Source organism: Caballeronia sp. ATUFL_F1_KS4A, from assembly GCF_023630905.1.
Classification (GTDB): Bacteria; Pseudomonadota; Gammaproteobacteria; order Burkholderiales; family Burkholderiaceae; genus Caballeronia; species Caballeronia zhejiangensis.
In genome coordinates, this window is record NZ_JALQEB010000001.1 from 285081 (window position 1) to 306144 (window position 21064).

Genomic DNA, 21064 nt, shown 5'->3' on the forward strand with positions numbered 1-21064 from the left:
ACCATGAGCGATCTATCCATGTATTCGGGCTATAGGTCGCTCGAACTGCGCCGCCATCCGCATGGCGTGCTCGAAGTCGTCATGCCCGGCGCGGGCGCGAACAAGAGCGGCCTGTCCACCGCCGACGCCAACATGCATCGCGAGCTCGCGGATATCTGGCGCGACATCGATCGCGATCCGGACACGCGCGTCGCGCTCATTCGCGGCGAAGGCAAGGGCTTTTCGGCGGGCGGCGATCTCGGGCTCGTCGAAGAGATGGCGAACGATTTCGACGTGCGCGCGCGGGTGTGGCGCGAGGCGCGCGATCTCGTCTATAACGTGATCAACTGCGGCAAGCCGATCGTCTCCGCGATGCACGGTCCGGCGGTCGGCGCGGGGCTGGTCGCGGGCTTGCTCGCCGATATTTCGATCGCGTCGAAGTCGGCGCGCATCATCGATGGGCATACGCGGCTCGGCGTCGCGGCGGGCGATCACGCGGCGATCGTCTGGCCGCTGCTGTGCGGCATGGCGAAGGCCAAGTACTATCTGCTGCTGTGCGAGCCGGTGAGCGGCGAGGAGGCGGAACGCATCGGGCTGGTGTCGCTCGCCGTCGACGAGAACGAACTCATGCCGAAGGCAATCGAAGTGGCGAACCGTCTGGCGCAAGGTTCGCAGACCGCGATTCGCTGGACCAAGTACGCGCTCAACAACTGGCTGCGCTCGGCGGGGCCGACTTTCGATACGTCGCTCGCGCTCGAATTCATGGGCTTCGCGGGGCCGGACGTGCACGAAGGCATGCGCTCGCTGCGCGAACGGCGCGCGCCGGATTTCCCGGGCGGCGCGCCGTTCTGAACCGCGCGAACCTCACACGAAAACAAGGAGAGTCGAATGACCGATAACGCCGGCGGCACGCCGCCCTACACGATTCCCGGTTTTCCCGGATTCGGCCAGGCCGACATGATGGGCAAGATGTGGGAACTGATGCGCCTGAATCCGTTCGCCGCCGCGATGCCCGGCGGCGGGCAGGGCATGGGCCCCTCCCTCTCGATGATGTCCGACATGCTCGCTCCGCTCAGCAACATCGAAGAACTCGACAAGCGCGTGACCGACATGCGCGCCGTCGAGCACTGGCTGAAGCTCAATCTCAACATGCTGCAATCGGCGATTCAGGCGCTCGAAGTGCAGCGCGCGACGCTCGCGACGCTGCGCGCGTTCGGCGCGTTCGCTCAGACGTCCGTCGAGAGCGCGCACACCGCGGCGGCGGAGAATGCGAAGGCCGCGTCAGCCGGATGGCCGATGGGCGGCGCGGCGAAGACCGATGCCCCGAAGCAGGAAGCGTCGGGCGCCGCGCCCGCGAGCGAGGCATCGGCTGAAGGCGAAGACGCTTCGGGGCAGACTTCAGCGCCGCCGCCCGGCTTCGATCCGACCGGCTGGTGGAACGTGCTGCAATCGCAGTTCAATCAGCTTGCGCATCTCGCGATGATTCAGCCCGGCATGAGCGGCCCGCTCAACCCGATGGGCGCCGCGGCCGCGCAGCCGGCCGCCGCTGGTGAGAGCGCCGCGGAGCAGCCCGCCAACGACGCCGATGAAAGGCCCGACGCGGCGGCCGCGAAGAAGGCGGCCGCGCGCAAGACGGCGCCGCGCAAGAAACCCGGCTGACTACGCGCGTTCCGGCGCGCTCACTTCCTTCACTACGACCGGCGGCGCGCATAGCGCCGCCGCGCTCGCCAATTCCCCTCGACGCGCACATTTCCGTAGCCGAAACGCATCTCAGCACCGACGCACATTTCGATTTTGTCTATGATGAAAGCTTGACGGTGCGGAATCTTTGTCCATCCATCGGCGTTGGGCACGCAATCTGCATCGAATGCGATATTTCGTTCGAACCGGTCTGTCCATGACAAACTCATCAGAACAAGAATTCGATTCGGATTCGATCTCCGATGGCCCCGAGCGTCCGGAACCCGTGCCGCCAAGCGCCGCAACGGCGGGCGCGACCGGCATAGGCATCGGCGCGATCGCTCAGGAGATTGGTCTGACGAAGGACACTTTGCGTGTCTGGGAGCGCCGGTATGGATTTCCGCAGCCGATGCGCACTTCCGGCGGGGAGCGGCTGTATCCGCAGGAGCAGGTGACGAAGCTGCGGCTCGTGAAGCGATTGCTCGACGCGGGACATCGGCCGAGCAAAGTGCTCGGGCAATCGATCGACGCGCTGCAGCAACTGGCCGAAAGCTCGGGCGTCGGCCAGGACGCGCCGGACGCCGAGCTCGACCATCTGATCTCACTGCTGCGCGCGGGCGCTTATGACGATTTCCGCTTCGGCCTGCTGAAGCGCGCAACGCGCGACGGCCTCGAACGCTTCGTGCTGGATGTCGCGGCGCCGCTGTCGGCACGCATCGGCAATGCGTGGGCGGCGGGCACGTTGCAGGTCTATCACGAACATCTGTTCAGCGAGGCGATCCAGTCGACGCTGCGCACGCTGATACGTCCGCTCTCGGATGCCGTGCGCGGGCGCAACGGCCGTCCGCGCGTGCTGCTCACGACGCTTTCCGGCGAAGGTCACGGCCTCGGCATCCTGATGGCCGAGGCGATGTTCACGCTATCCGAGTGCGAATGCGTGCAACTGGGATTGCAGACGCCGCTGCACGATATCGTCGATGCCGTGTCGGTGCACAAGATCGATATCGTCGCGCTGTCGTTCACGGCGGTGCTGCCGGCGCAGTCCATTTCGAACGGGCTGACCGACCTGCGCAACCTGCTGCCGCCGCACGTCCGCATCTGGGTTGGCGGCAGCAGCCCGGCGCTGCGCCGCAAGTTCGACGACGGCGTGCATCACATCGCGGGGTTGACCCCGATCGATGAGACCGTCGCGGATTGGCGTCAATCCACCGTGCTATGATCGACGACGCCCGAAACGTCGGGCATTGGCGCGGAAATCCGCATCAAGCGCGCATCGCATCGTTGTCATGCACGCACGTCATACTGCGCGGCCGGCGCGGTTCCGGCGGCAGTTCGGCGCCACTTGAACATACCTCAGGCACAGGTTTGGCTCCTCACCCACGGTAGAACAAGACGCACAACAGCAACATTTGCACGGGGAGTGCAGTGTTTACGCGGGACGCGACGCGTTGCCGCAGCGCCAAATGTCGCGCTTCGTTGTCGCATTTCGTCTTCGGCCGACCGAATCCCGCGTAAAATTGAAAGCTTGGCTGCTCGCGTGCAAGGCATGTCTGCACGTTCCGGCCGAAAGTCAATACAGATATAACGTCGCATAAGTGGCATCAGGGGTGGACTATGAACACCATGCTTTATCCGGAACTTTATAAATCGCTGGAATCCGTCCGCTGGGATATGGAGAAGGACATTCCCTGGGACAAATTCGATGCTTCCCTGCTCACCGACGAGCAGGCCAAAACCATCAAGATGAACGCGATCACCGAATGGTCCGCTCTTCCCGCAACCGAAATGTTCCTGCGTGACAACCACCACGACAGCGATTTCTCCGCGTTCATGAGCGTGTGGTTTTTCGAGGAGCAGAAGCATTCGCTGGTGCTGATGGAGTATCTGCGGCGCTTCAAGCCCGACATGGTGCCGAGCGAAGAAGAGCTGCACGCGGTGCGCTTCGAGTTCGATCCGGCGCCGCCGCTCGAAACGCTGATGCTGCATTTCTGCGGCGAAATCCGCCTGAATCACTGGTATCGCCGCGCGGCCGAGTGGCACACGGAACCCGTCATCAAGCACATTTATGAAACCATCTCGCGCGACGAAGCCCGTCACGGCGGCGCGTATCTGCGTTACATGAAGAAGGCGCTCGTCAACGCCGGCGACACCGCGCGTGCGGCGTTCGCGAAGATCGGCGTGCTCATGGCGTCCGCGCGCCGTACGGAAAAGCCGCTGCATCCGACCAACCTGCATGTGAATCAGGCGCTCTTCCCGCGCGACACCGTGCAGTCGCGTTTGCCCGATCCCGAATGGCTCGAGCGCTGGCTGGACGACCAGATCCGCTTCGACGACAGTTGGGAGAAGAAGGTCGTCGAGCGCATTCTGCACAACCTGTCGATTCTGTTCGAGCGTTCGTTCGTGACCGCGCAGGAACTGAATCGCTATCGCAAGGAAGTGACGCAGCGGCTTCAGGCCGCGCCGGGCGGCGGGGCTGAACAGCCGGCCTGAGTTTCGGCTTCGATGAACGGACGGCTCGCCGGTCAGCACCGGCGAGCCGTTTTGCATTTTTCCCGTGCGAAGCGCCGTGGCACAATGCGCGCTTTCAGCACATCGCAACGAGCGCCGTCATGCCCGCTATTTTCGAACGCAAGATCATCACGCGCGAAGCGCTCGCCGCGCGCCGTCCGACGCTCGCCGGTCCCGTCGTTTTCACCAACGGCGTCTTCGACATCCTTCATCGCGGCCACGTGACCTATCTCGCCGATGCGAAAGCGCTCGGCGCGACGCTCATCGTCGGCGTGAACAGCGATGCGTCGGTACGCACGCTAGGCAAGGGCGACGATCGCCCGATCAATCGGGAAGATGACCGCATGGCGCTGCTCGCCGCGCTGGAGAGCGTCGACTGGGTCGTGAAGTTCGAGGAAACGACGCCGCTGCAATTGATCGAAGCCGTGCACCCCGACGTGCTCGTGAAGGGCGGCGACTACGACATGGACAAGCTGGCCGAATCGGCACTCGTGCGCGGCTGGGGCGGCAAGGCGCTCGCCATCGCGTTCGAGCACGATCGATCGACGACCGCGCTCCTCAAGAAAGTCCGCGCGCAGAGCTGATTCGCACGCGCGCGATCACTGCCCGAGCGGCGCGGTCTGCACGTTGGCGGCAGGCGCCGGTCCGCCGACGCGCGGCTGATCGAACGCTTCTTCGGGACTCAGCGGGCGCGTCGCGAGCGCCTCGGGATGAACCTGCTGCAATAAGTGATGCGGTTCGCGCACGCCGGCCGCGGGAAGCGGGCCGAACATGCCGCGCATGACCGCGAACATCAGCAAGTTGGCGAGAATCAGAAGGGCGATCAGCCAGCGCAGCATTCTTGGGCTCCGTCCGTCAATCAAATCAGAAAAGTCAGGATGAGTGGCGCGCCGTCGCGTCGCGCGCGATGAGCGCGAGGCCGGACAGCACGAGGGAATCGTGTCGGGTGTGCGGCACGTCGAGCGCGCCCGCGATTTCATTTGCCGCGCCGCCGCCCAGCACGAGCCGGACGTCGGCGCGCCAGTCGGCCTTGAGGTCGCGCCACGCACGCTCAATCAGGCTCGCCTGCGCGAGCAGGCATCCGGCGGATAGCGCGGCGGCGGTGTCGGTGGCGAAAAGACTGCGCGTCTGACTCAGCGCCTCACGCGCCGATGCCGCGTCGAGCGTCGGCAATTGCGCCGTATGGCTGCCGAGCGATTCCATCATCAGCGACCAGCCGGGCGCGATGAGGCCGCCGGTGAACACGCCGTCGGCGCGCAGTGCTTCGAGCGTCGTCGCCGTGCCGAAGGTCGCGACCAGCAGATGCTCGCCCGGATACGCCGCGCGCGCTGCGATCATGCCGGCCCAGCGGTCGCTGCCGAGTCGGGCCGGATCGGCATAGGTGTTGATGACGCCGCACTGCTCGGCGCGCGCGCGGACCACGGTGCGCGGCAGCGTCGGCCAGCGCGCGTCGAGCAGGCGCTGGATGCGGTTCTGTACCGGCATGCCCGCGACGTTCGAAATCCACGCGCTCGCCGGCGCGGGAAGTTCGGACCAATCGTCGAGCGCGGCGTCGTCGGCGACGGTCGAGTGATGCGCGTGCTCGAATGCGCCGTTCGCGAGCGACGCGCCGGCTTCATCGACGAGCGACCATTTGATGCGGCTGTTACCCGCATCGATGAGCAGATACGGCGCCTCGGTTCCCGACGCGTTCACGGACGTTCCTTCGCAAGGCGCAGCGTGAGTTCGCCGGTCGTGACGGCGCGCGGGCCTTCGGGCGCGTCGATCAGCAACTGGCCGCCCTCGTCGACGCCCGATGCGATGCCGCGCGTCACTTCCATGCCCTGGTCGATCAGCGCGACTTCACGTCCGGCCCACGCGTGCGCGTCGAGCCAGCGCTGGCGGAACGGCCTGAAGCCCTCGGCTTCGAAGCGCGGCAGCGCTGCGTCGAGCGCGTTGAGGAGCGCGGCGAGAGTGTCGGTGAGATTGGCGTCGGGCCATGCCCGCGCGAGCGCTGCCGGCGCGGCGCCGGGCGCGGATTGCGCGGCGAGCCGGTTGGCTTCGTCGACCTGCGCGGCGAGTTGTTCCGCGCCGTGCAGATTCATGCCGATGCCGATCACGACCGCGGTCGCGTCAGGCGTGTTCCACGCGGTTTCGATGAGAATCCCGGCGAGCTTGCCGTCGTCGAGCAGGACGTCGTTCGGCCATTTCAGCGCAGGACGCGCGGATGGCGTGAGCGGCAGACGCGCGAGCGCATCGAGGACGGCGGTGCCGATGGCGAGACTCAGACCCGACAGCCCTTCGATCGGCCGCCGCAGCACGCAGCCGACCGACATCAGCAGCGCATTGCCCGGTTCGGCGAGCCACGCGCGCCCGCGCCGCCCGCGACCGGCGGATTGCGAGTACGCGACGCGGACGACGGGTGCAGGCGTGCCGTCGCGTCGCGAGGCGCGCAACTGCTCCAAAACGTCGGCGTTGGTGGAGCCCGTTTCGTCGACGATGTCGATGGTCCAGTCGCGAGCGGGCCGCTCGGCAAGCGTCGCAAGCCGCGAGCGGTCGATGCGCCAGGGCGCGTCGGGGGCGAAGGGGGCGAAAGGAGAGGGGGTCATGGCGGGTATTGTAGCCGTGGGATGCGTGTTCGAAGCCCGTGAAACTCCGCTTCAGCGCGTCTTGTCGCTCGGATACCGCCGCCGTGCATGCAGCGAGTCCAGTACGGTGACGCGGTCCGTCGCACGGTAAACCACCAAGTAATTCGGATGAACCACCATCTCTCTGGTATTCGAGACCCTTCCGTGACGATAGATGTATGGAACATCCGCTAACGTCCGGACTGCTTCCCTGTTCATCGAAAGTAGATTGTCGGCCGCCTGCGGATCACGCTCTTCAATGTATTCGTAGATTTCCCTGAGTTGTCTCCGTGCGCGCGGCCGCCAATCAACGAGCATTCCGTGCCTTTCGCTTGGCCGCCACGAGCGCATCCATTTCCGCGAATACTTGATCGTTGGGAATCGACGGCTCCGGGTCCGCAAGTGACGCTTCTACCTCCGCGCGGAACCAGGCGTCGTGCAGTTCAGCCTCTTCGAGCGAATCCGAGTTCGGAAATAAGCGGATCGAGTCGTTTGTCCATTGCGGTTGCACCAGAGTTGTCGAAACCATGATGGCTCAGCGACTCAAGTGCACCGCAACACGGAAATTCCGATCCTTGCGCCTTCCAGCCGAAACCCGCCTGCCACCATCCCCGCGTCCCCCCGACACTCTTCGCTACAATGTCCTCTCCCCTTTAACCGCGTCTCATCGCGCCATCGATCCTTGGACTTCGACACGCCGCCGCGCCTAAGAGTGGAAGCCGGTCTGCAGGGCAAGGTGGTCCGGCTATCGGGCCAGTGGACCGCGCTCGCGCTCGCTCGCGATCGCGCGAAGAGCGGCGTCACGCGGCGTCTGCGCGCCATCGGGCGCGAGGCGATCAGCCAGTGGGATCTGCTTTCCGTCGAGCGGCTCGATCACGTCGGCGGCCAGGCGCTCTGGCGCGTGTGGGGACGCAAGATGCCCGCGACCATCGCGCTGTCCGACACGCAGCGCGAAATCTTCGAGCGCGTCGCGCTGCTCGACGCCGAACGCGAGGAACCCGAAGCCGTCGATCGCGTCGATCCGGTCACGCGGCTCGGCCAGCTCATCTTCGGTTTCTTCGATCACCTGTACGGCGGCCTCGCGATGTTCGGCGCCTTCGTGCTCGATCTCATCGGGCTGGTGCGGCGCCCGCAGCGCATTCCGTGGACGGAAATCTCCGCGAACATCTACAGCGCCGGCGCGCAGGCGCTCGCGATCACCGCGCTCGTCGCGTTCCTGATCGGCATCGTGTTGAGCTACTTGTCCGCGCAGCAGTTGCAGGCGTTCGGGGCGAACCAGTACATCGTCAATATTCTCGGGCTTTCCGTGATCCGCGAGCTCGGGCCGGTGCTTTCCGCGATTCTCGTCGCGGGCCGCTCGGGTTCGGCGATCACCGCGCAGATCGGCGTGATGCGCGTCACCGAAGAACTCGACGCGATGCAGGTCATGGGCATTCCGCATAGCCTGCGCCTCGTGCTGCCGCGCGTGATCGCGCTCGGCATCGCAATGCCGCTGCTCGTCATGTGGACCAACATCATCGCGCTGACGGGCGGCGCGCTCGCGGCGAAGCTCGTGCTGTCCATCGACATGAACTTCTTCATTCGCTCGCTGCCGTCGGTCGTGCCGATCGCGAATCTGTGGATCGGGCTCGGCAAGGGCGTCGTGTTCGGCATGCTGATTGCGCTCGCCGCGTGTCACTTCGGCTTTCGCATCAAGGCGAATTCGCAGAGTCTCGGCGAAGGCACGACGACGTCCGTGGTGACGTCGATCACCATCGTGATTCTCGCGGACGCCGTCTTCGCGATCCTCTTTCAGAACGTCGGACTCTGACCGCCATGTCGACCACGCTCGCCACCGCCGTTCGTCATCAGCCGCCGCCCGTCATCGCGGAACCGGTGATCGAAGTGCGCGATCTCACCAAGCGCTACGGGCGCACGGTGATTCACGAGCATCTGAATCTGGATGTGCGGCGCGGCGAGATCGTCGCGTTGCTCGGCGGTTCGGGCTCGGGCAAGACCACGCTCGTGCGGCAGATTCTCGGCCTCGAGTCGCCGACATCGGGCACCATTCGCGTGCTCGGCGAGGAATGGGCGCAAATGGACGACGAAACCGCGAAGATGCTGCGCACGCGCTCCGGCATGATGTTTCAGCAAGGCGCGCTGTTTTCGTCGCTGACGGTATATGACAACATCGCGCAGCCGTTTCGCGAACTCGGCAAGATTCCCGAGGACCTGATCCGCGAATTCGTGATGCTGAAGCTCGAAATGGTCGGCCTGTCGTGCAAGCACGCGAGCAAGATGCCGTCCGCGTTGTCGGGCGGAATGGTGAAGCGCGTCGGCATCGCGCGGGCGATCGCGCTCGAGCCCGAACTGCTGTTCCTCGACGAACCCACGGCCGGGCTGGATCCGAAGGCATCGGACGAATTCGTCGATCTGATCGCGACGCTGCATCGCGCGCTCGGTCTGACGGTCGTGATGGTCACGCACGATCTCGACACCATGGTCGCGCTGTCCACGCGCGTCGCGGTGCTGGCGGATCATCGCGTGCTCGTCGCGGCGCCGGTGGAAGAGGCGTGCGCGGTGGATCATCCGTTTATCCGCGAGTACTTTCTGGGGCGACGCGGCCGCCGCGCGTTGCAGGCATTGCCGTCCGAGCGCCGCGCGAAGCTGCCGCCGGCCGCGCTCGAAGATGCGCCGATCGCCGTGAACAAGTAAGCGCGAAGCGAGCGCCAAAGGAACCTGCCGATGGAAAACAAATCACACGCGTTCTGGACCGGGCTTTTCACGATCGTGCTCGTGCTGGCCATCGCGTTCGCCGTGTTCTTCTTCAACGTCGATCGCACCGTGCGCGTGCCGTACGATCTGATCGCGCGCACCAACGTGACCGGCCTCTTCACGGACGCGGCCGTGCGCTATCGCGGCCTGGGCGTCGGCAAGGTGCAGTCGATCAGCTTCGACAAGTCGCATCCGGGGCAGATCCGCATCCGCATTGTCGTCGACAAGAACGCGCCGATGACGCATTCCACGTACGCGACGCTCGGCTTTCAGGGCGTGACGGGCATCGCGTTCGTGCAGCTCGACGACACCGGCACCGATACGGCCGCGCTGGCTTCGTCGCCGCAGCACGTCGCCGAAGTGCCGATGCGTCCCGGTCTCTTCGAGCAGTTGCAGCAGCGCGGCGACATCATCCTGAAGAAGTTCGAGCGCCTTTCCGACGACGCCGACAAGTTCCTCTCCGACGACGTGCGCAATCAGCTCATGGCGACGACGAAGAGCCTGCAAACCGCCGCCGACGGCATCGCGACGCTTGCGAGCCAGGTGCAGCCCGCGACGGCGCAGTTGCCGCAGACGCTCAGGCAGATCAACACGACGCTCGCCTCGACGCATCAGCTCGTGCAGAACCTGAATCGTCCGGACGGCCCGCTCGTGTCCAACTTGAACAAGGCGGGCAAGGCCGCCGAAGACGCGGGCGCGGCGCTCGCGGACATGAACGAATCGCTGCGTTTCATCACGGCGCGCGTCGGTTTCGAGGCGTTGCCGCGCTTCTATTCGTTCAGCGACGACGTGAGCGCGGCGGCGCGTTCCGTCGATCGCGCCGCCGACGCGTTCAGCACCAATCCGCGCAGCGTGCTCTTCGGCGCGCCGCAGAAGGAGCCGGGACCGGGCGAGCCGGGCTTCGCGTGGCCGGCGAAAGCGGCGCATTGATCGGGGAAAAGATATGACGGACATCGACATGAAAGGAGCGGTCGCGGCGTTCGCGCTCGGCTGCGCCGCGTTGCTCGCAGGTTGCGGATCGACGTCGACCGCGATGCCGAACGCGCATTACGACCTCGGCGCGATACCGGCTGCCAACGCAAGCGCCAACGCCGCGCCGATGCCGCCGGTCAAAGTGCTCGCGGTGGGCGCGCCGCGCAGTCTCGAAACCGATTCGTTCGCGTATCGGCTCAGCTATGTCGATGCACAGCGCACCGGCAACTATTCGAACAGCCACTGGACGATGCCGCCCGCGCAGTTGCTGACGCAACGCCTGCGCGATGCGCTCGCGGCGCGCGGCCCGGTTCTGTCGGGCGCCGATCCGGTGCGCGCCGTGCCGCTGCTCGAAGTCGAGCTGACGAGCTTCGAACAGGTCTTCGATGCGCCCGAGCAAAGCCGCGGCCTCGTGTCGGTGCGCGCGACGCTCACGCAGCAAGGCCGCGTCGTCGGCCAGCGCAGCTTCGCCGCGAGCGCGCCCGCGCCGAGCGCCGATGCCCCCGGCGGCGCGCGGGCGCTCGCGGCTGCATCGGACGATGTGATCGCGCAACTTTCCGCGTGGCTCGCCGCGCAGCCGCTCTCCGCGTCACGATGATCTTCCGCCCAGCATCGAAGCGTCCGGGCGGCTCATGACGATCAAGCAATGGCAGCGTCGCCCGTCGGCGTTCTCCCGGCAGGCGCTCGCCGCGTATGCGGCGCTCGTCGTCTACGGTTCGCTTTATCCGTTTTCCGGCTGGCGCTCGCTCGGATTGAGCCCGCTCGCGTATCTCACCGATCCGCTGCCGCAATATCTGACCGTTTTCGATGTCGTGACCAACGTGCTCGGCTACATGCCGCTCGGCGCGCTGATCGTGCTCGCGCTCTATCCGCGTCTGCGCGGCACATTCGCGGTCGGCGCGGCGCTCATCGGCGGCGCGCTGCTCTCCGGCGCGATGGAAGCGATCCAGACGTATCTGCCGACGCGCGTCGCCTCGAACCTCGATCTCGCCGCGAACGCGTTCGGCGCGCTCGTCGGCGGCATGCTGATCGCGCCCACGACGAGCGCGCTGCTCGATCGCGGCCTGTTGCGGCGCATCCGCTTTACGTGGTTCGAGCGCGACGCGGCGTATGTGCTCGGGCTGACGGCGCTCTGGCCGTTCGCGGCGATGTTCCCCGCGCCGTATCTCTTCGGCGGCGGCGATCTTCCGCGCGTGCTGTGGGACGAGCTCGACCCGGCGATGCAGGACGCGATTCTCGCGTGGACGCCCGCCGCGTGGGACATCGAAAGCTGGCCGGACCGGCTCGGCGCGCTTCTGCCGGACGACGCCTGGGAAGCGCTGATCACATCGACGAGCCTGTTCGCCGCGCTCGTGCTCGCGACGCTGCTCACGCGGCAGCGCGCGCCACGCATCCGCCTGATGCTCGGCCTGATCGCGATGACGATCTTCGCGAAAGCGGGCGCAAGCTTTCTGCAGTCGCGCGCGGGTCTGACCTTCGACTGGGCGACGGACGGCGCGCTGGAAGGCATCGCCATCGCGACGATCGCGGGCGTGCTGTCGGTCGCGTTGCCGCGCGGCTTGCGCGCGGCGCTCGCGGGCGGGGCGCTCGTGATCTCGCTCGCGCTCATCAATCTGCTGCCGGTGAATCCGTATTTCGACATCGTGCTCGCCGACTGGCGGCAGGGCCGCTATCTGCATTTCAACGGGCTTGCGCACTGGCTCGCGTGGGTGTGGCCGTACGCGGCGCTCGGCTGGCTCGCTTCGGCGGCGGAGCGCGCGTGGCTCGCGCGGCGGCGCGCGCGCAAGGCGGGGCGCTCGGCCTGATACGGCGGGCACGAACATCGCTGGCTATAATCGACCGACACTCTCATCGCACCCGCTCATGGATTCCTTCTACAAGTACCACGTGTTCTTCTGCCTGAACCAGCGCGAAGCCGATGCGGCGCGTCCGAGCTGCGCGAACTGCAACGCGCAGGCCATGCAGGAATACGCTAAAAAGCGCGTGAAAAAACTGGGTCTCGCGGGCGAAGGCAACGTGCGGATCAACAAGGCCGGCTGCCTCGACCGCTGCGAACTCGGGCCGGTCGTGGTCGTGTATCCGGAAGGCACCTGGTACACGTATGTCGATGAAACCGACATCGACGAGATCGTCGATTCGCATCTCGCCAACGGCAAAATCGTCGAACGTCTTCTAATCGATCAACCCGCATGAACGCGCAAACCGAAAAGTTTCTCATCGACGGTCCGGTCGGCAAGATCGAATGCGCGCTCGACAAGACCGACAGCGCGCCGCGCGGCATCGCACTCGTCGCGCATCCGCATCCGCTTTTCGGCGGCACGATGGACAACAAGGTCGCGCAGACGCTCGCGCGCACGTTCGTCCAGCTCGGCTACACGACGTATCGTTCGAACTTTCGCGGCGTCGGGCAGACGGGCGGCGAGCATGACAACGGCATCGGCGAACAGGACGATCTGCTTGCGCTGATCGATCACATGCGCGCGCAGCCGGGTCAGGCGGACGTGCCGATCGTGCTCGCGGGCTTTTCGTTCGGCACCTTCGTGCTGTCGCACGTCGCGAAGCGCATGCGTGATGCCGGCAAGAACATCGAGCGCATGGTGTTCGTCGGCACGGCGGCGAGCCGCTGGGAAGTCGCGCCCGTGCCCGACACGACGCTCGTGATCCACGGCGAAGTCGACGACACCGTGCCGATTCAATCCGTCTACGACTGGGCGCGGCCGCAGGAACTGCCCGTCGTCGTGATTCCGGGCGGCGAGCATTTCTTCCATCGCAAGCTGCATATCCTGAAGCGCGTGATCGTCGACGCGTGGCGTTGAGCGCATCGCTCGTCATCGATCGGCAAAAGCGGCTAAGCGCAGCCTGAAAAACGTTAAAACGAGCGGCAACCGCGCAGATTCCAAGGAAAACGGAAGCGGCCCGCGCGTATAATGGCGCAGAATTTTTTCACGGATTCCGGCCGCGCGACGTTGCATTCGACGTATCGCGGCCGTCGAAACCCCGGCTTCTGAGAACCGTTTTTGCGTCCGTCTGTCGAACGAGCGCTTTTCGCCGCGGCGCCGCGCGTGCCGCTGTCCTGGCGAAATGCCCGACCGACAGCGACGGTCAGCCTGTTCAACCCGTGCTTCGCCGATCATCCGATCCTCGATCGTCATCGTCGCAGCGTGCTTTTTCCGCCGATCGATCCTATGCGCTTTGTCCCTTCCGGCCTGTCTTTTCCTTCCGTTTCCGTTTCCGCAAAAGCCGTTTTCGTTCTGCCCGCCGTGCTGGCGGCGGCGAGCGCTTTCGCCCAGGTTCCGCCGCCCGACGTGACGGCACGTTCGTGGGTGCTCGTCGACGCCACCAGCAATCAGGTGCTCGCCTCGGGCAATCCCGATGAGCGCGTCGAGCCGGCATCGCTCACCAAGCTGATGACCGCGTATCTCGTCTTCGATGCGTTGAAGTCGAAGAAGATCAACATGGATCAGACCGTCATGCCGAGCGAGGCCGTGCGCCGCGTGCGCACCGACGAGTCGCGCATGTTCATCGAGGCGAACAAGCCCGTCACCGTGCACGATCTCGTGTACGGCATGATCGTGCAGTCGGGCAACGACGCGGCCATCGCGCTCGCGGAACTCGTCGGCGGCAGCGAAGGCAACTTCGTCACGCTGATGAACGCGGCGGCGAAGCGCATCGGCATGACACACACGAATTTCGCCGATGTGAACGGCATGCCCGATCCGCAGCACTACACGACCGCGGGCGATCTCGCCGTGCTGTCGACGCGCCTGATCCGCGACTTCCCCGAGTACTACAGCATCTTCTCGGTGAAGGACTTCACGTACAACAAGATCAAGCAGCCGAACCGCAATCGCCTGCTGTGGCTCGATCCGACCGTCGACGGCCTCAAGACCGGCCACACGAAGGCCGCCGGCTACTGCCTGATCGCGACCGCGAAGCGTTCGCTCGTCGGCGTGCCCGACGCGAGCCGCCGCCTCGTCGCCGTGATGATGGGCGAGCCGAAAGAGCACAACCGCGTGCAGGACAGCCTGAAGATGCTGAACTACGGCTACACCGCGTACGACGCGCTGCGTCTGTACAAGGCGAATCAGGTGATCGATTCGCCGCGCGTGTACAAGGGCGCGGCCGACAACGTGCAGGCGGGCGTCACGACGGATCAGTACATCACCGTGCCGAAGGGCCTGGGCGAGAAGGTCAAGCCGACGGTCACGCACGACAATCTGATCGTCGCGCCGATCAAGAAGGGCCAGCAGATCGGCAGCGTCAAGATGATGGCCGATGGCAAGGAAGTCGCGCAGTTCCCGCTCGTCGCGTTGCAGGATGTGCCGGAAGCGGGCATCTTCGGCCGCCTGTGGGATTCGGCGCTGCTCTGGTGGCAAAAGCGTAAGTAAGGAGCCTGTGATGAGCCAAGCCGAAGCATTCGATCCGACGGTCTATCTGAACGGCGAGTGGGGACCGCTTTCCGAAGCGCGCATTCCCGTGCTCGATCGTGGTTTCATCTTCGGCGACGGCGTGTACGAAGTCGTGCCGCTCTACGCGCAAGCCGACGGCGCGCGTCTGCCGTTCCGCCTGAAGCAGCATCTCGCGCGGCTCGATCGCAGTCTCGGCAAGATTCGCATCGGCAATCCGTTCGATGGCGCCGGCTGGCGCGCGCTGATCGATCGCGTCATCGCGGAGAACGCCGGCGCGGGCGATGCGCTCGTCTACATCCAGGTGACGCGCGGCGTCGCCAAACGGCGCGGGCACGCGTTCCCGGCGGGAATCGTGCCGACCGTGTTCGTCATGCTCGGCCAGCTCGTGTTCCCGAGCGCGGCGGATCGCGCGCGCGGCGCCGTCGCCGTCACCGCCGAAGACAAACGCTGGCTGCATTGCGACATCAAATCGGTGTCGTTGCTCGGCAACGTGCTGATGGCGCAGCACGCCGCCGAAAACGACGCGCTCGAAACCATTCAGTTGCGCGACGGCTTGCTTACCGAGGGTTCGTCCTCAAATGTGTGGATCGTGAAGGGCGGCACGCTGCTGGGCGCGCCGCGCGGACCGCGCATTCTCGAAGGCATCCGCTACGGGCTCATCGAGGAACTGGCGCGCGAGGCGGGTATCGCGTTCGAGGAGCGCGACATCACCGAAGCAGAATTGCGTTCGGCGGACGAAGTCATGATCAGCTCGGCGACGAAAGAAGTCATGCCGGTCACGACGCTCGACGGCAAGAGCGTCGGCGACGGCCGCCCCGGTCCGGTCTATGCTGCACTGTACGACGCCTACCAGCGGGCCAAAGCGCGCGAGTTCGCCGAAGAGGCCAAGCGCGGCAAGTGAAGGAGAAAGTCATGACTGACAAGCCACAAGCCACCGATCCGACCGACAGCGCCAAGCACAGCGCCGACGAGCTGTTCGATTTTCCCTGCGATTTCCCGATCAAGGTGATGGGCAAGACGCATCCGGAATTCCACGACACGATCGTCGATGTGCTCAAGGCTTTCGACAAGGATTTCGACGCGTCGCGTGTGGAGTCGCGCCCGTCTTCGGGCGGCAACTACACCGGTCTCACCTGCACCGTGCGCGCGCAGAATCGCGCGCATCTCGACGATATCTATCGCGCGCTCACCGGCCATCCGATGGTCAAGGTAGTGCTTTGATCTTGCCCGCGGGCGCATCGCACACCGCCGGCGTGCGCTCGTAGAGCAGCCTGAACTGCTCCGCTTCCTCGAAAACCCACTCCCTGAACGCGTGCACGCGCTTCGTCTGAAGCAGCGCGGTCGGGCACACGAAGTAATACTTCCACGGACTCGGCCCTTCGACATTGAAAAGCCGCACGAGCCGTCCCGCGATGATTTCCTGCATCGCGAGCGAGCGGCGCACGAGCGCGATGCCCTGACCGTCGATCGCCGCCTGCAGCAAATTCGACGAATCCTCATACAAGACGCCGCGCTTCGGTTCGGGCAGATCGGTGAGTCCCGCGGCGTCGAACCACGGACGCCAGAGCTCGTCGTCCGAGCGCAGAAGCGGCAGCTTTTCCAGATCGCGCGGCACGCGGGGCAGCGCGCCGCCGCGAAAGTTCGGTGAGCACGCCGGGAAAAAAACCTCGTCGAGCAATTCCTCGGTGTGCAGACCCGCGTACTTGCCGTAGCCGAAACGCAGCGCCACGTCCGCGTCGTCGCGGTTGAAATCGATGAGCGAGGCCGTCGTCAGCAGTTCGAGATCGATATCCGGATGCTGCTCGATGAATCTGCCGACGCGCGGCGTCAGCCAGCGGGCGGAAAACGACGGAATCGTCGATACGATCAGCCGCCGGTCGCGATCGCCGGAGCGGATGCGGCGCGTCGATTCCGCCAGCGCGACGAGCGCCGAGCGCACTTCCGCCGCGTACTGCCGGCCGCGATCGGTGAGACGCACGCGTTTGCCGTCGCGCGCGAACAGCGACACGCCGAGCTCCGACTCCAGCGCGCGAATCTGATGACTGACCGCGCCGTGCGTGACGAAAAGCTCGTCGGCGGCGCGGGAAAAGCTCTCGTGACGGGCGGCGGCTTCGAAGGCGCGCAGCGCGTTCAGGGCGGGAAGCTGGCGGAGGTCCATATGGATTGTCGGCGGTGTCGTTGTCAATACAGCTCACATAGCAGTGAAAATTGATCGTTTTGCCTGATGCCTTGTCACGCCTAGGATTGTAGTCATCGAAACGTTCCCTTGGCGGAGTGGATCATGCGAGAAATATCAACAAGCGTCACCTTTGAAATCAAGCCCGGCGAAACCGTGCCGATGAGAATTGCGCGCGGCACGCGTCTCATGGTCCACGGCAGTCCCGTCTGGGCGACGCGAAGCAACGACATCGAGGATTACTGGCTCGTGCCCGGCGACAATCTCAAGCTGCGCGAGCGCGAGCGGCTCTGGCTTTCCGTCGAGGGCGACCGTCCGGCCTATGTCGTCTTCACGATCCTGCCGCGCTGCGACGAACGCGCGATGCACTGGGTTTCGACGCGCATCGAGCGTCTCGCGCAGCGGTTGCGCTCCGGATGGAGAACCGTCTGACCCTCAAGTATTCGCATTTGCCATCGAAGGCATGCGAATTCACCATCGGCGGGCATGGGGCTATTTCGGTAAACTACCGGCACCATGTCCGCTACACCGCTCGCCATCCCACAAGCAATCCACGACGCGCCCGCCACCGTGCTCAGTTCCGGTGACTTTCCGGTCGCGTTGCGCTGGCGCGGTCTCGAACCGTACAGCCAGAGCTTCGACGCGATGCGCGCCTTCACCGACGCCCGCACGCCCGAAACACAGGACGAAATCTGGCTCGTCGAGCATCCGCCCGTCTTCACGCTCGGTCTCGCGGGCGATCCGGCGCATCTGCTGCTCGCCGAAAGCGGCATTCCGCTCGTCAAGGTGGATCGGGGCGGACAGATCACGTATCACGGGCCGGGGCAGATCGTCGCTTATCTGCTGATCGACCTGCGCCGCCGCAAGCTCATGGTGCGCGAGCTGGTGCGGCGCATCGAAGAGGCCGTGATCGAAACCCTCGCGACGTATAATCTCGCGACCGACCGCAAGGCCGGCGCGCCGGGCATTTACGTGGCGCGGCATCCTCAAGGCGCGAACGATCGTACGCAGGCGCATGAAGGCGCGAAGATCGCCGCGCTCGGACTCAAGATTCGCAACGGCTGCAGTTATCACGGCGTGAGCCTCAATGTGCGAATGGACTTGCAGCCGTTCCTCGCAATCAACCCGTGCGGCTACGCGGGGCTCGAAACGGTCGACATGGCGACGCTCGGCGTCGCGGCCGACTGGCGCGACGTAGCTCTCGTGCTGGCCGAACGGCTGGCACTTCAAATCGGCGGCCTCCCCGCAATTGCCGCTGCAACAACCGGATCGACCGAATGACTGACGCAACCGCAAACCTGGCTGGCGACACCGCCGCTTCTGCTTCGTCGCCCACCGCTTACGACGCCACTGCAAAGCAGAAGGCACAGGCGAAGACATCGCGCATTCCGATCAAGGTCATTCCGATCGAGAAGCTGAAGAAGCCGGAGTGGATTCGCGTACGCACCGCGACGGGCAACTCGCGCTTCAACGAGATCAAGAAGATCCTGCGCGAGCACAGTCTTCATACGGTTTGCGAGGAAGCGAGCTGCCCGAACATCGGCGAATGCTTCGGCAAGGGCACCGCGACGTTCATGATCATGGGCGACAAGTGCACGCGCCGCTGCCCGTTCTGCGATGTCGGACACGGCCGCCCCGATCCGCTGGACGCCGACGAGCCGCTGAATCTCGCGCGCACCATCGGCGCGCTGAAGCTGAAATACGTGGTGATCACGTCCGTCGATCGCGACGATCTGCGCGATGGCGGCGCCGCGCACTTCGTCGAGTGCATCAGGCAGGTTCGCGAGCATTCGCCGGAAACGCGCATCGAAATTCTGACGCCGGACTTCCGCGGGCGTCTGGATCGCGCGATCGGCATTCTGACCGCCGCGCCGCCCGATGTGATGAACCACAACCTCGAAACGGTGCCGCGTCTCTACAAGGAAGCGCGTCCGGGTTCGGATTATCACCATTCGCTGAAGTTGCTGAAGGACTTCAAGGCGCTGCATCCGGAAGTCGCGACGAAATCGGGCCTGATGGTGGGTCTCGGCGAAACGGAAGAGGAAATTCTTCAGGTGATGCGCGACCTGCGCGCCCACGACGTCGACATGCTGACGATCGGGCAGTATCTGCAGCCTTCGGAGCATCATCTGCCGGTGCGGGCGTACGTGCATCCGGATACCTTCAAGATGTACGAGGAAGAGGCGTACAAGATGGGCTTCACGCACGCGGCGGTCGGCGCGATGGTGCGCTCGAGCTATCACGCGGATGTGCAGGCGCATGGGGCGGGCGTGGTTTGACGCCGGTTTTGCCCTTCCGCTGAGAGAAAGCCCACCGGAGACGGTGGGTTTTTTGTTTCTCGTAATCGAGGCGCTAACCGTCCAGAACCCCGGACGCCCGCATTCCGGATTTCCGGAATCCCGGATTCGAAGCCGCCAGCCGCTCAGAAAACTCCCATAGAATCATCGGCTTAAGCGAAACTTAAACCTGGCATTGCCCTTGCGATACAAACGGCACGGCCCATGAGCCGCCCATAAAAGTCAAGGAGACAAGCCGATGACCCCTCTCGCATCCAAACGTCCCTGATCCGTCGACGAAGCGGCTATCGCCCATCGACGCGTTCAGACGTGCCCACACACGCCCGCCCCGCGTCAACGCTCGCCGCTGGCCGTACTTCCGCCAACTGCTTGTTATCGCCTGGAAACATCGTGAAAAAACCCATCCATAAAGTCCTGTACGTGCAGGTGATCGTCGCGATCATCATCGGCATCGCGCTCGGGCACTTCTATCCCTCGCTCGCCACCGACATGAAGCCGCTCGGCGACGGGTTCATCAAACTCATCAAGATGGTCATCGGCCCGATCATCTTCTGTACCGTCGTGACCGGCATCGCCGGCATGGAAGACATGAAGAAGGTCGGCCGCGTCGGCGGCAAGGCGCTGCTGTACTTCGAAGTCGTGTCGACGTTCGCGCTGATCCTCGGTCTCGCCGCGACGCACCTCCTGCGGCCGGGCGTCGGCTTCAACGTCGATCCTTCGACGCTCGACCACAAGGCCGTCGATTCCTTCGCGACGAAGGCGCACGGCCAGAGCACGGTCGATTTCTTCCTGCACATCATCCCGGACACGCTGGTGTCGGCGTTCGCGCAGGGCGAAATCCTCCAGATCCTGCTGATCGCGCTCCTGTTCGGCGCGGTGCTCGCGCATATCGGCGAGCGCGGCAAGGTCGTGACGACGTTCATCGAAGGTCTGTCGAGCATCCTGTTCGGCATGGTCGGCATCATCACGAAGCTCGCGCCGATCGGTGCGTTCGGCGCGATGGCGTTTACCATCGGCAAGTACGGCATCGGTTCGCTGCTGCCGATGCTCAAGCTCATCGGCACGTTCTATCTGACGTCGATCGTCTTCGTCGTCGTGGTGCTCGGTGCGATCGCGCGCATGGTGGGCTTCAACATCCTGAAGTTCATCGCGTACATCAAGGAAGAAATGCTGATCGTGCTCGGCACGTCGTCGTCGGAAGCCGCGCTGCCGCAACTGATGCTCAAGCTCGAAAAGCTCGGCTGCTCGCGTTCGGTCGTGGGTCTCGTCGTGCCGACAGGCTACTCGTTCAACCTCGACGGCACCAACATCTACATGACGATGGCCGTGCTGTTCATCGCGCAGGCGACCAACACCGATCTCTCGTGGGGCCAGCAACTGACGCTGCTCGCCGTGACGATGCTCACGTCGAAGGGCGCTTCCGGCGTGACCGGCGCAGGCTTCATCACACTGGCCGCGACGCTCGCCGTCGTGCCGACGATTCCGCTCGCGGGCATGGTGCTGATTCTCGGCATCGACCGCTTCATGTCGGAATGCCGCGCGCTGACGAACATCGTCGGTAACGGCGTGGCGACGGTCGTCGTGTCGGCATGGGAGAAGGAGCTGGATCGCAGCAAGCTGAAGGCGGCGTTGTCGCGCGATGTCGACGTGACCGACGCCGAAGAAGCGAAGTCGGTCTGAATC

At 64.9% G+C, this 21064-nt stretch carries 26 protein-coding genes; 19 read left to right on the forward strand and 7 right to left on the reverse strand.

The window, feature by feature from the left end; translation table 11 throughout:
- Nucleotides 1-3: 3 nt before the first annotated feature.
- The 5 genes from NCS03_RS01305 to rfaE2 all read left to right on the forward strand — a co-directional run bounded on the left by NCS03_RS01305 (nt 4) and on the right by rfaE2 (nt 4751).
- Nucleotides 4-831: an enoyl-CoA hydratase/isomerase family protein gene (locus tag NCS03_RS01305; RefSeq protein ID WP_250528673.1), complete on the forward strand. Its 828-nt coding sequence runs from the start codon at nt 4-6 to the stop codon at nt 829-831.
- A gap of 36 nt (nt 832-867) precedes the next feature.
- Nucleotides 868-1638: a PhaM family polyhydroxyalkanoate granule multifunctional regulatory protein gene (locus NCS03_RS01310; protein WP_250528674.1), complete on the forward strand. Its 771-nt coding sequence runs from the start codon at nt 868-870 to the stop codon at nt 1636-1638.
- Nucleotides 1639-1876: 238 nt separating this feature from the next.
- A complete protein-coding gene (locus NCS03_RS01315; protein ID WP_250528675.1) occupies nt 1877-2878 on the forward strand; it encodes a MerR family transcriptional regulator in 1002 nt (333 codons plus the stop codon).
- Between the two features lie 395 nt (nt 2879-3273).
- Nucleotides 3274-4149 carry a ferritin family protein gene (locus NCS03_RS01320; protein ID WP_033536551.1) on the forward strand — a complete coding sequence of 292 codons (876 nt, stop codon included), beginning with the start codon at nt 3274-3276 and terminating at the stop codon, nt 4147-4149.
- 119 nt (nt 4150-4268) lie between these two features.
- Complete coding sequence (gene rfaE2, locus NCS03_RS01325) at nt 4269-4751, forward strand: D-glycero-beta-D-manno-heptose 1-phosphate adenylyltransferase (RefSeq protein ID WP_034470462.1); 483 nt, start codon at nt 4269-4271, stop codon at nt 4749-4751.
- Between the two features lie 15 nt (nt 4752-4766).
- On the opposite strand, the gene NCS03_RS01330 is transcribed toward rfaE2, so the two are convergent.
- From NCS03_RS01330 to relB, 5 genes are read right to left on the reverse strand one after another with little or no spacing between them, the layout of a single operon-like run.
- Nucleotides 4767-5006, reverse strand: coding sequence for a hypothetical protein (locus NCS03_RS01330; RefSeq protein WP_008351832.1), 240 nt, complete (start codon nt 5004-5006; stop codon nt 4767-4769).
- A gap of 34 nt (nt 5007-5040) precedes the next feature.
- Nucleotides 5041-5862, reverse strand: coding sequence for a type III pantothenate kinase (locus NCS03_RS01335; RefSeq protein WP_008351830.1), 822 nt, complete (start codon nt 5860-5862; stop codon nt 5041-5043).
- Entirely contained in the window at nt 5859-6755 is an 897-nt protein-coding gene (locus NCS03_RS01340) for a biotin--[acetyl-CoA-carboxylase] ligase (protein ID WP_175979745.1), read from the reverse strand. The genes NCS03_RS01335 and NCS03_RS01340 overlap by 4 nt, the downstream gene beginning before the upstream one ends.
- 51 nt (nt 6756-6806) lie before the next feature.
- Nucleotides 6807-7124, reverse strand: coding sequence for a type II toxin-antitoxin system RelE/ParE family toxin (locus NCS03_RS01345; RefSeq protein WP_309779193.1), 318 nt, complete (start codon nt 7122-7124; stop codon nt 6807-6809).
- On the reverse strand, nt 7081-7302 hold the full coding sequence (gene relB / locus NCS03_RS01350; RefSeq protein ID WP_250528676.1) for a type II toxin-antitoxin system RelB family antitoxin: 222 nt from the start codon (nt 7300-7302) through the stop codon (nt 7081-7083). Before relB ends, NCS03_RS01345 begins: the two co-directional genes overlap by 44 nt.
- Before the next feature lie 153 nt (nt 7303-7455).
- Here relB and NCS03_RS01355 point away from each other — a divergent pair, with 153 nt between their 5' ends.
- The 7 genes from NCS03_RS01355 to NCS03_RS01385 are packed head-to-tail and all read left to right on the forward strand — an operon-like array spanning nt 7456 to nt 13315.
- Nucleotides 7456-8583, forward strand: a complete 1128-nt coding sequence (locus tag NCS03_RS01355) for an MlaE family ABC transporter permease (protein WP_008351824.1) — start codon at nt 7456-7458, stop codon at nt 8581-8583.
- A 5-nt stretch (nt 8584-8588) separates the two neighbouring features.
- Complete coding sequence (locus tag NCS03_RS01360; RefSeq protein WP_008351823.1) at nt 8589-9467, forward strand: ABC transporter ATP-binding protein; 879 nt, start codon at nt 8589-8591, stop codon at nt 9465-9467.
- Nucleotides 9468-9497: 30 nt separating this feature from the next.
- Nucleotides 9498-10457, forward strand: coding sequence for an MlaD family protein (locus NCS03_RS01365; RefSeq protein WP_175979746.1), 960 nt, complete (start codon nt 9498-9500; stop codon nt 10455-10457).
- A 13-nt stretch (nt 10458-10470) separates the two neighbouring features.
- A complete protein-coding gene (locus NCS03_RS01370) occupies nt 10471-11097 on the forward strand; it encodes an ABC-type transport auxiliary lipoprotein family protein (RefSeq protein ID WP_008351820.1) in 627 nt (208 codons plus the stop codon).
- 34 nt (nt 11098-11131) lie between these two features.
- Complete coding sequence (locus NCS03_RS01375; protein WP_250481443.1) at nt 11132-12304, forward strand: VanZ family protein; 1173 nt, start codon at nt 11132-11134, stop codon at nt 12302-12304.
- 58 nt (nt 12305-12362) lie between these two features.
- Complete coding sequence (locus NCS03_RS01380; RefSeq protein WP_008351817.1) at nt 12363-12692, forward strand: (2Fe-2S) ferredoxin domain-containing protein; 330 nt, start codon at nt 12363-12365, stop codon at nt 12690-12692.
- A complete protein-coding gene (locus NCS03_RS01385; RefSeq protein WP_250522861.1) occupies nt 12689-13315 on the forward strand; it encodes an alpha/beta hydrolase in 627 nt (208 codons plus the stop codon). Before NCS03_RS01380 ends, NCS03_RS01385 begins: the two co-directional genes overlap by 4 nt.
- A 12-nt stretch (nt 13316-13327) precedes the next feature.
- Here the strand turns inward: NCS03_RS01385 and NCS03_RS01390 are convergent, their stop codons facing one another.
- Entirely contained in the window at nt 13328-13651 is a 324-nt protein-coding gene (locus NCS03_RS01390; RefSeq protein WP_144403732.1) for a hypothetical protein, read from the reverse strand.
- A gap of 33 nt (nt 13652-13684) precedes the next feature.
- Between NCS03_RS01390 and NCS03_RS01395 the strand changes: the two genes are divergently transcribed.
- The 3 genes from NCS03_RS01395 to NCS03_RS01405 are packed head-to-tail and all read left to right on the forward strand — an operon-like array spanning nt 13685 to nt 16129.
- Nucleotides 13685-14887 carry a D-alanyl-D-alanine carboxypeptidase family protein gene (locus tag NCS03_RS01395; RefSeq protein WP_033536586.1) on the forward strand — a complete coding sequence of 401 codons (1203 nt, stop codon included), beginning with the start codon at nt 13685-13687 and terminating at the stop codon, nt 14885-14887.
- A gap of 10 nt (nt 14888-14897) precedes the next feature.
- Nucleotides 14898-15809, forward strand: coding sequence for a D-amino acid aminotransferase (locus NCS03_RS01400; protein WP_250528677.1), 912 nt, complete (start codon nt 14898-14900; stop codon nt 15807-15809).
- Nucleotides 15810-15820: 11 nt separating this feature from the next.
- A complete protein-coding gene (locus tag NCS03_RS01405) occupies nt 15821-16129 on the forward strand; it encodes a DUF493 family protein (protein WP_034470775.1) in 309 nt (102 codons plus the stop codon).
- Here NCS03_RS01405 and NCS03_RS01410 read toward each other — a convergent pair.
- Nucleotides 16113-17066 (reverse strand): transcriptional regulator GcvA, encoded by a 954-nt coding sequence (locus tag NCS03_RS01410; protein WP_008351810.1) that lies wholly within the window; start codon nt 17064-17066, stop codon nt 16113-16115. The two genes, NCS03_RS01405 and NCS03_RS01410, sit on opposite strands and share 17 nt — an antisense overlap.
- 123 nt (nt 17067-17189) lie before the next feature.
- Between NCS03_RS01410 and NCS03_RS01415 the strand changes: the two genes are divergently transcribed.
- From NCS03_RS01415 to NCS03_RS01430, 4 genes are all read left to right on the forward strand, one after another.
- Entirely contained in the window at nt 17190-17516 is a 327-nt protein-coding gene (locus tag NCS03_RS01415) for a DUF2917 domain-containing protein (protein ID WP_033536549.1), read from the forward strand.
- Nucleotides 17517-17600: 84 nt separating this feature from the next.
- The gene (gene lipB / locus NCS03_RS01420) at nt 17601-18365 is read left to right on the forward strand and encodes a lipoyl(octanoyl) transferase LipB (RefSeq protein ID WP_075583485.1); all 765 of its coding nucleotides are present in this window, start codon (nt 17601-17603) and stop codon (nt 18363-18365) included.
- On the forward strand, nt 18362-19363 hold the full coding sequence (gene lipA, locus NCS03_RS01425) for a lipoyl synthase (RefSeq protein ID WP_008351805.1): 1002 nt from the start codon (nt 18362-18364) through the stop codon (nt 19361-19363). Before lipB ends, lipA begins: the two co-directional genes overlap by 4 nt.
- A 408-nt stretch (nt 19364-19771) precedes the next feature.
- Nucleotides 19772-21061, forward strand: a complete 1290-nt coding sequence (locus tag NCS03_RS01430) for a dicarboxylate/amino acid:cation symporter (protein WP_008351804.1) — start codon at nt 19772-19774, stop codon at nt 21059-21061.
- Nucleotides 21062-21064 lie beyond the last annotated feature (3 nt).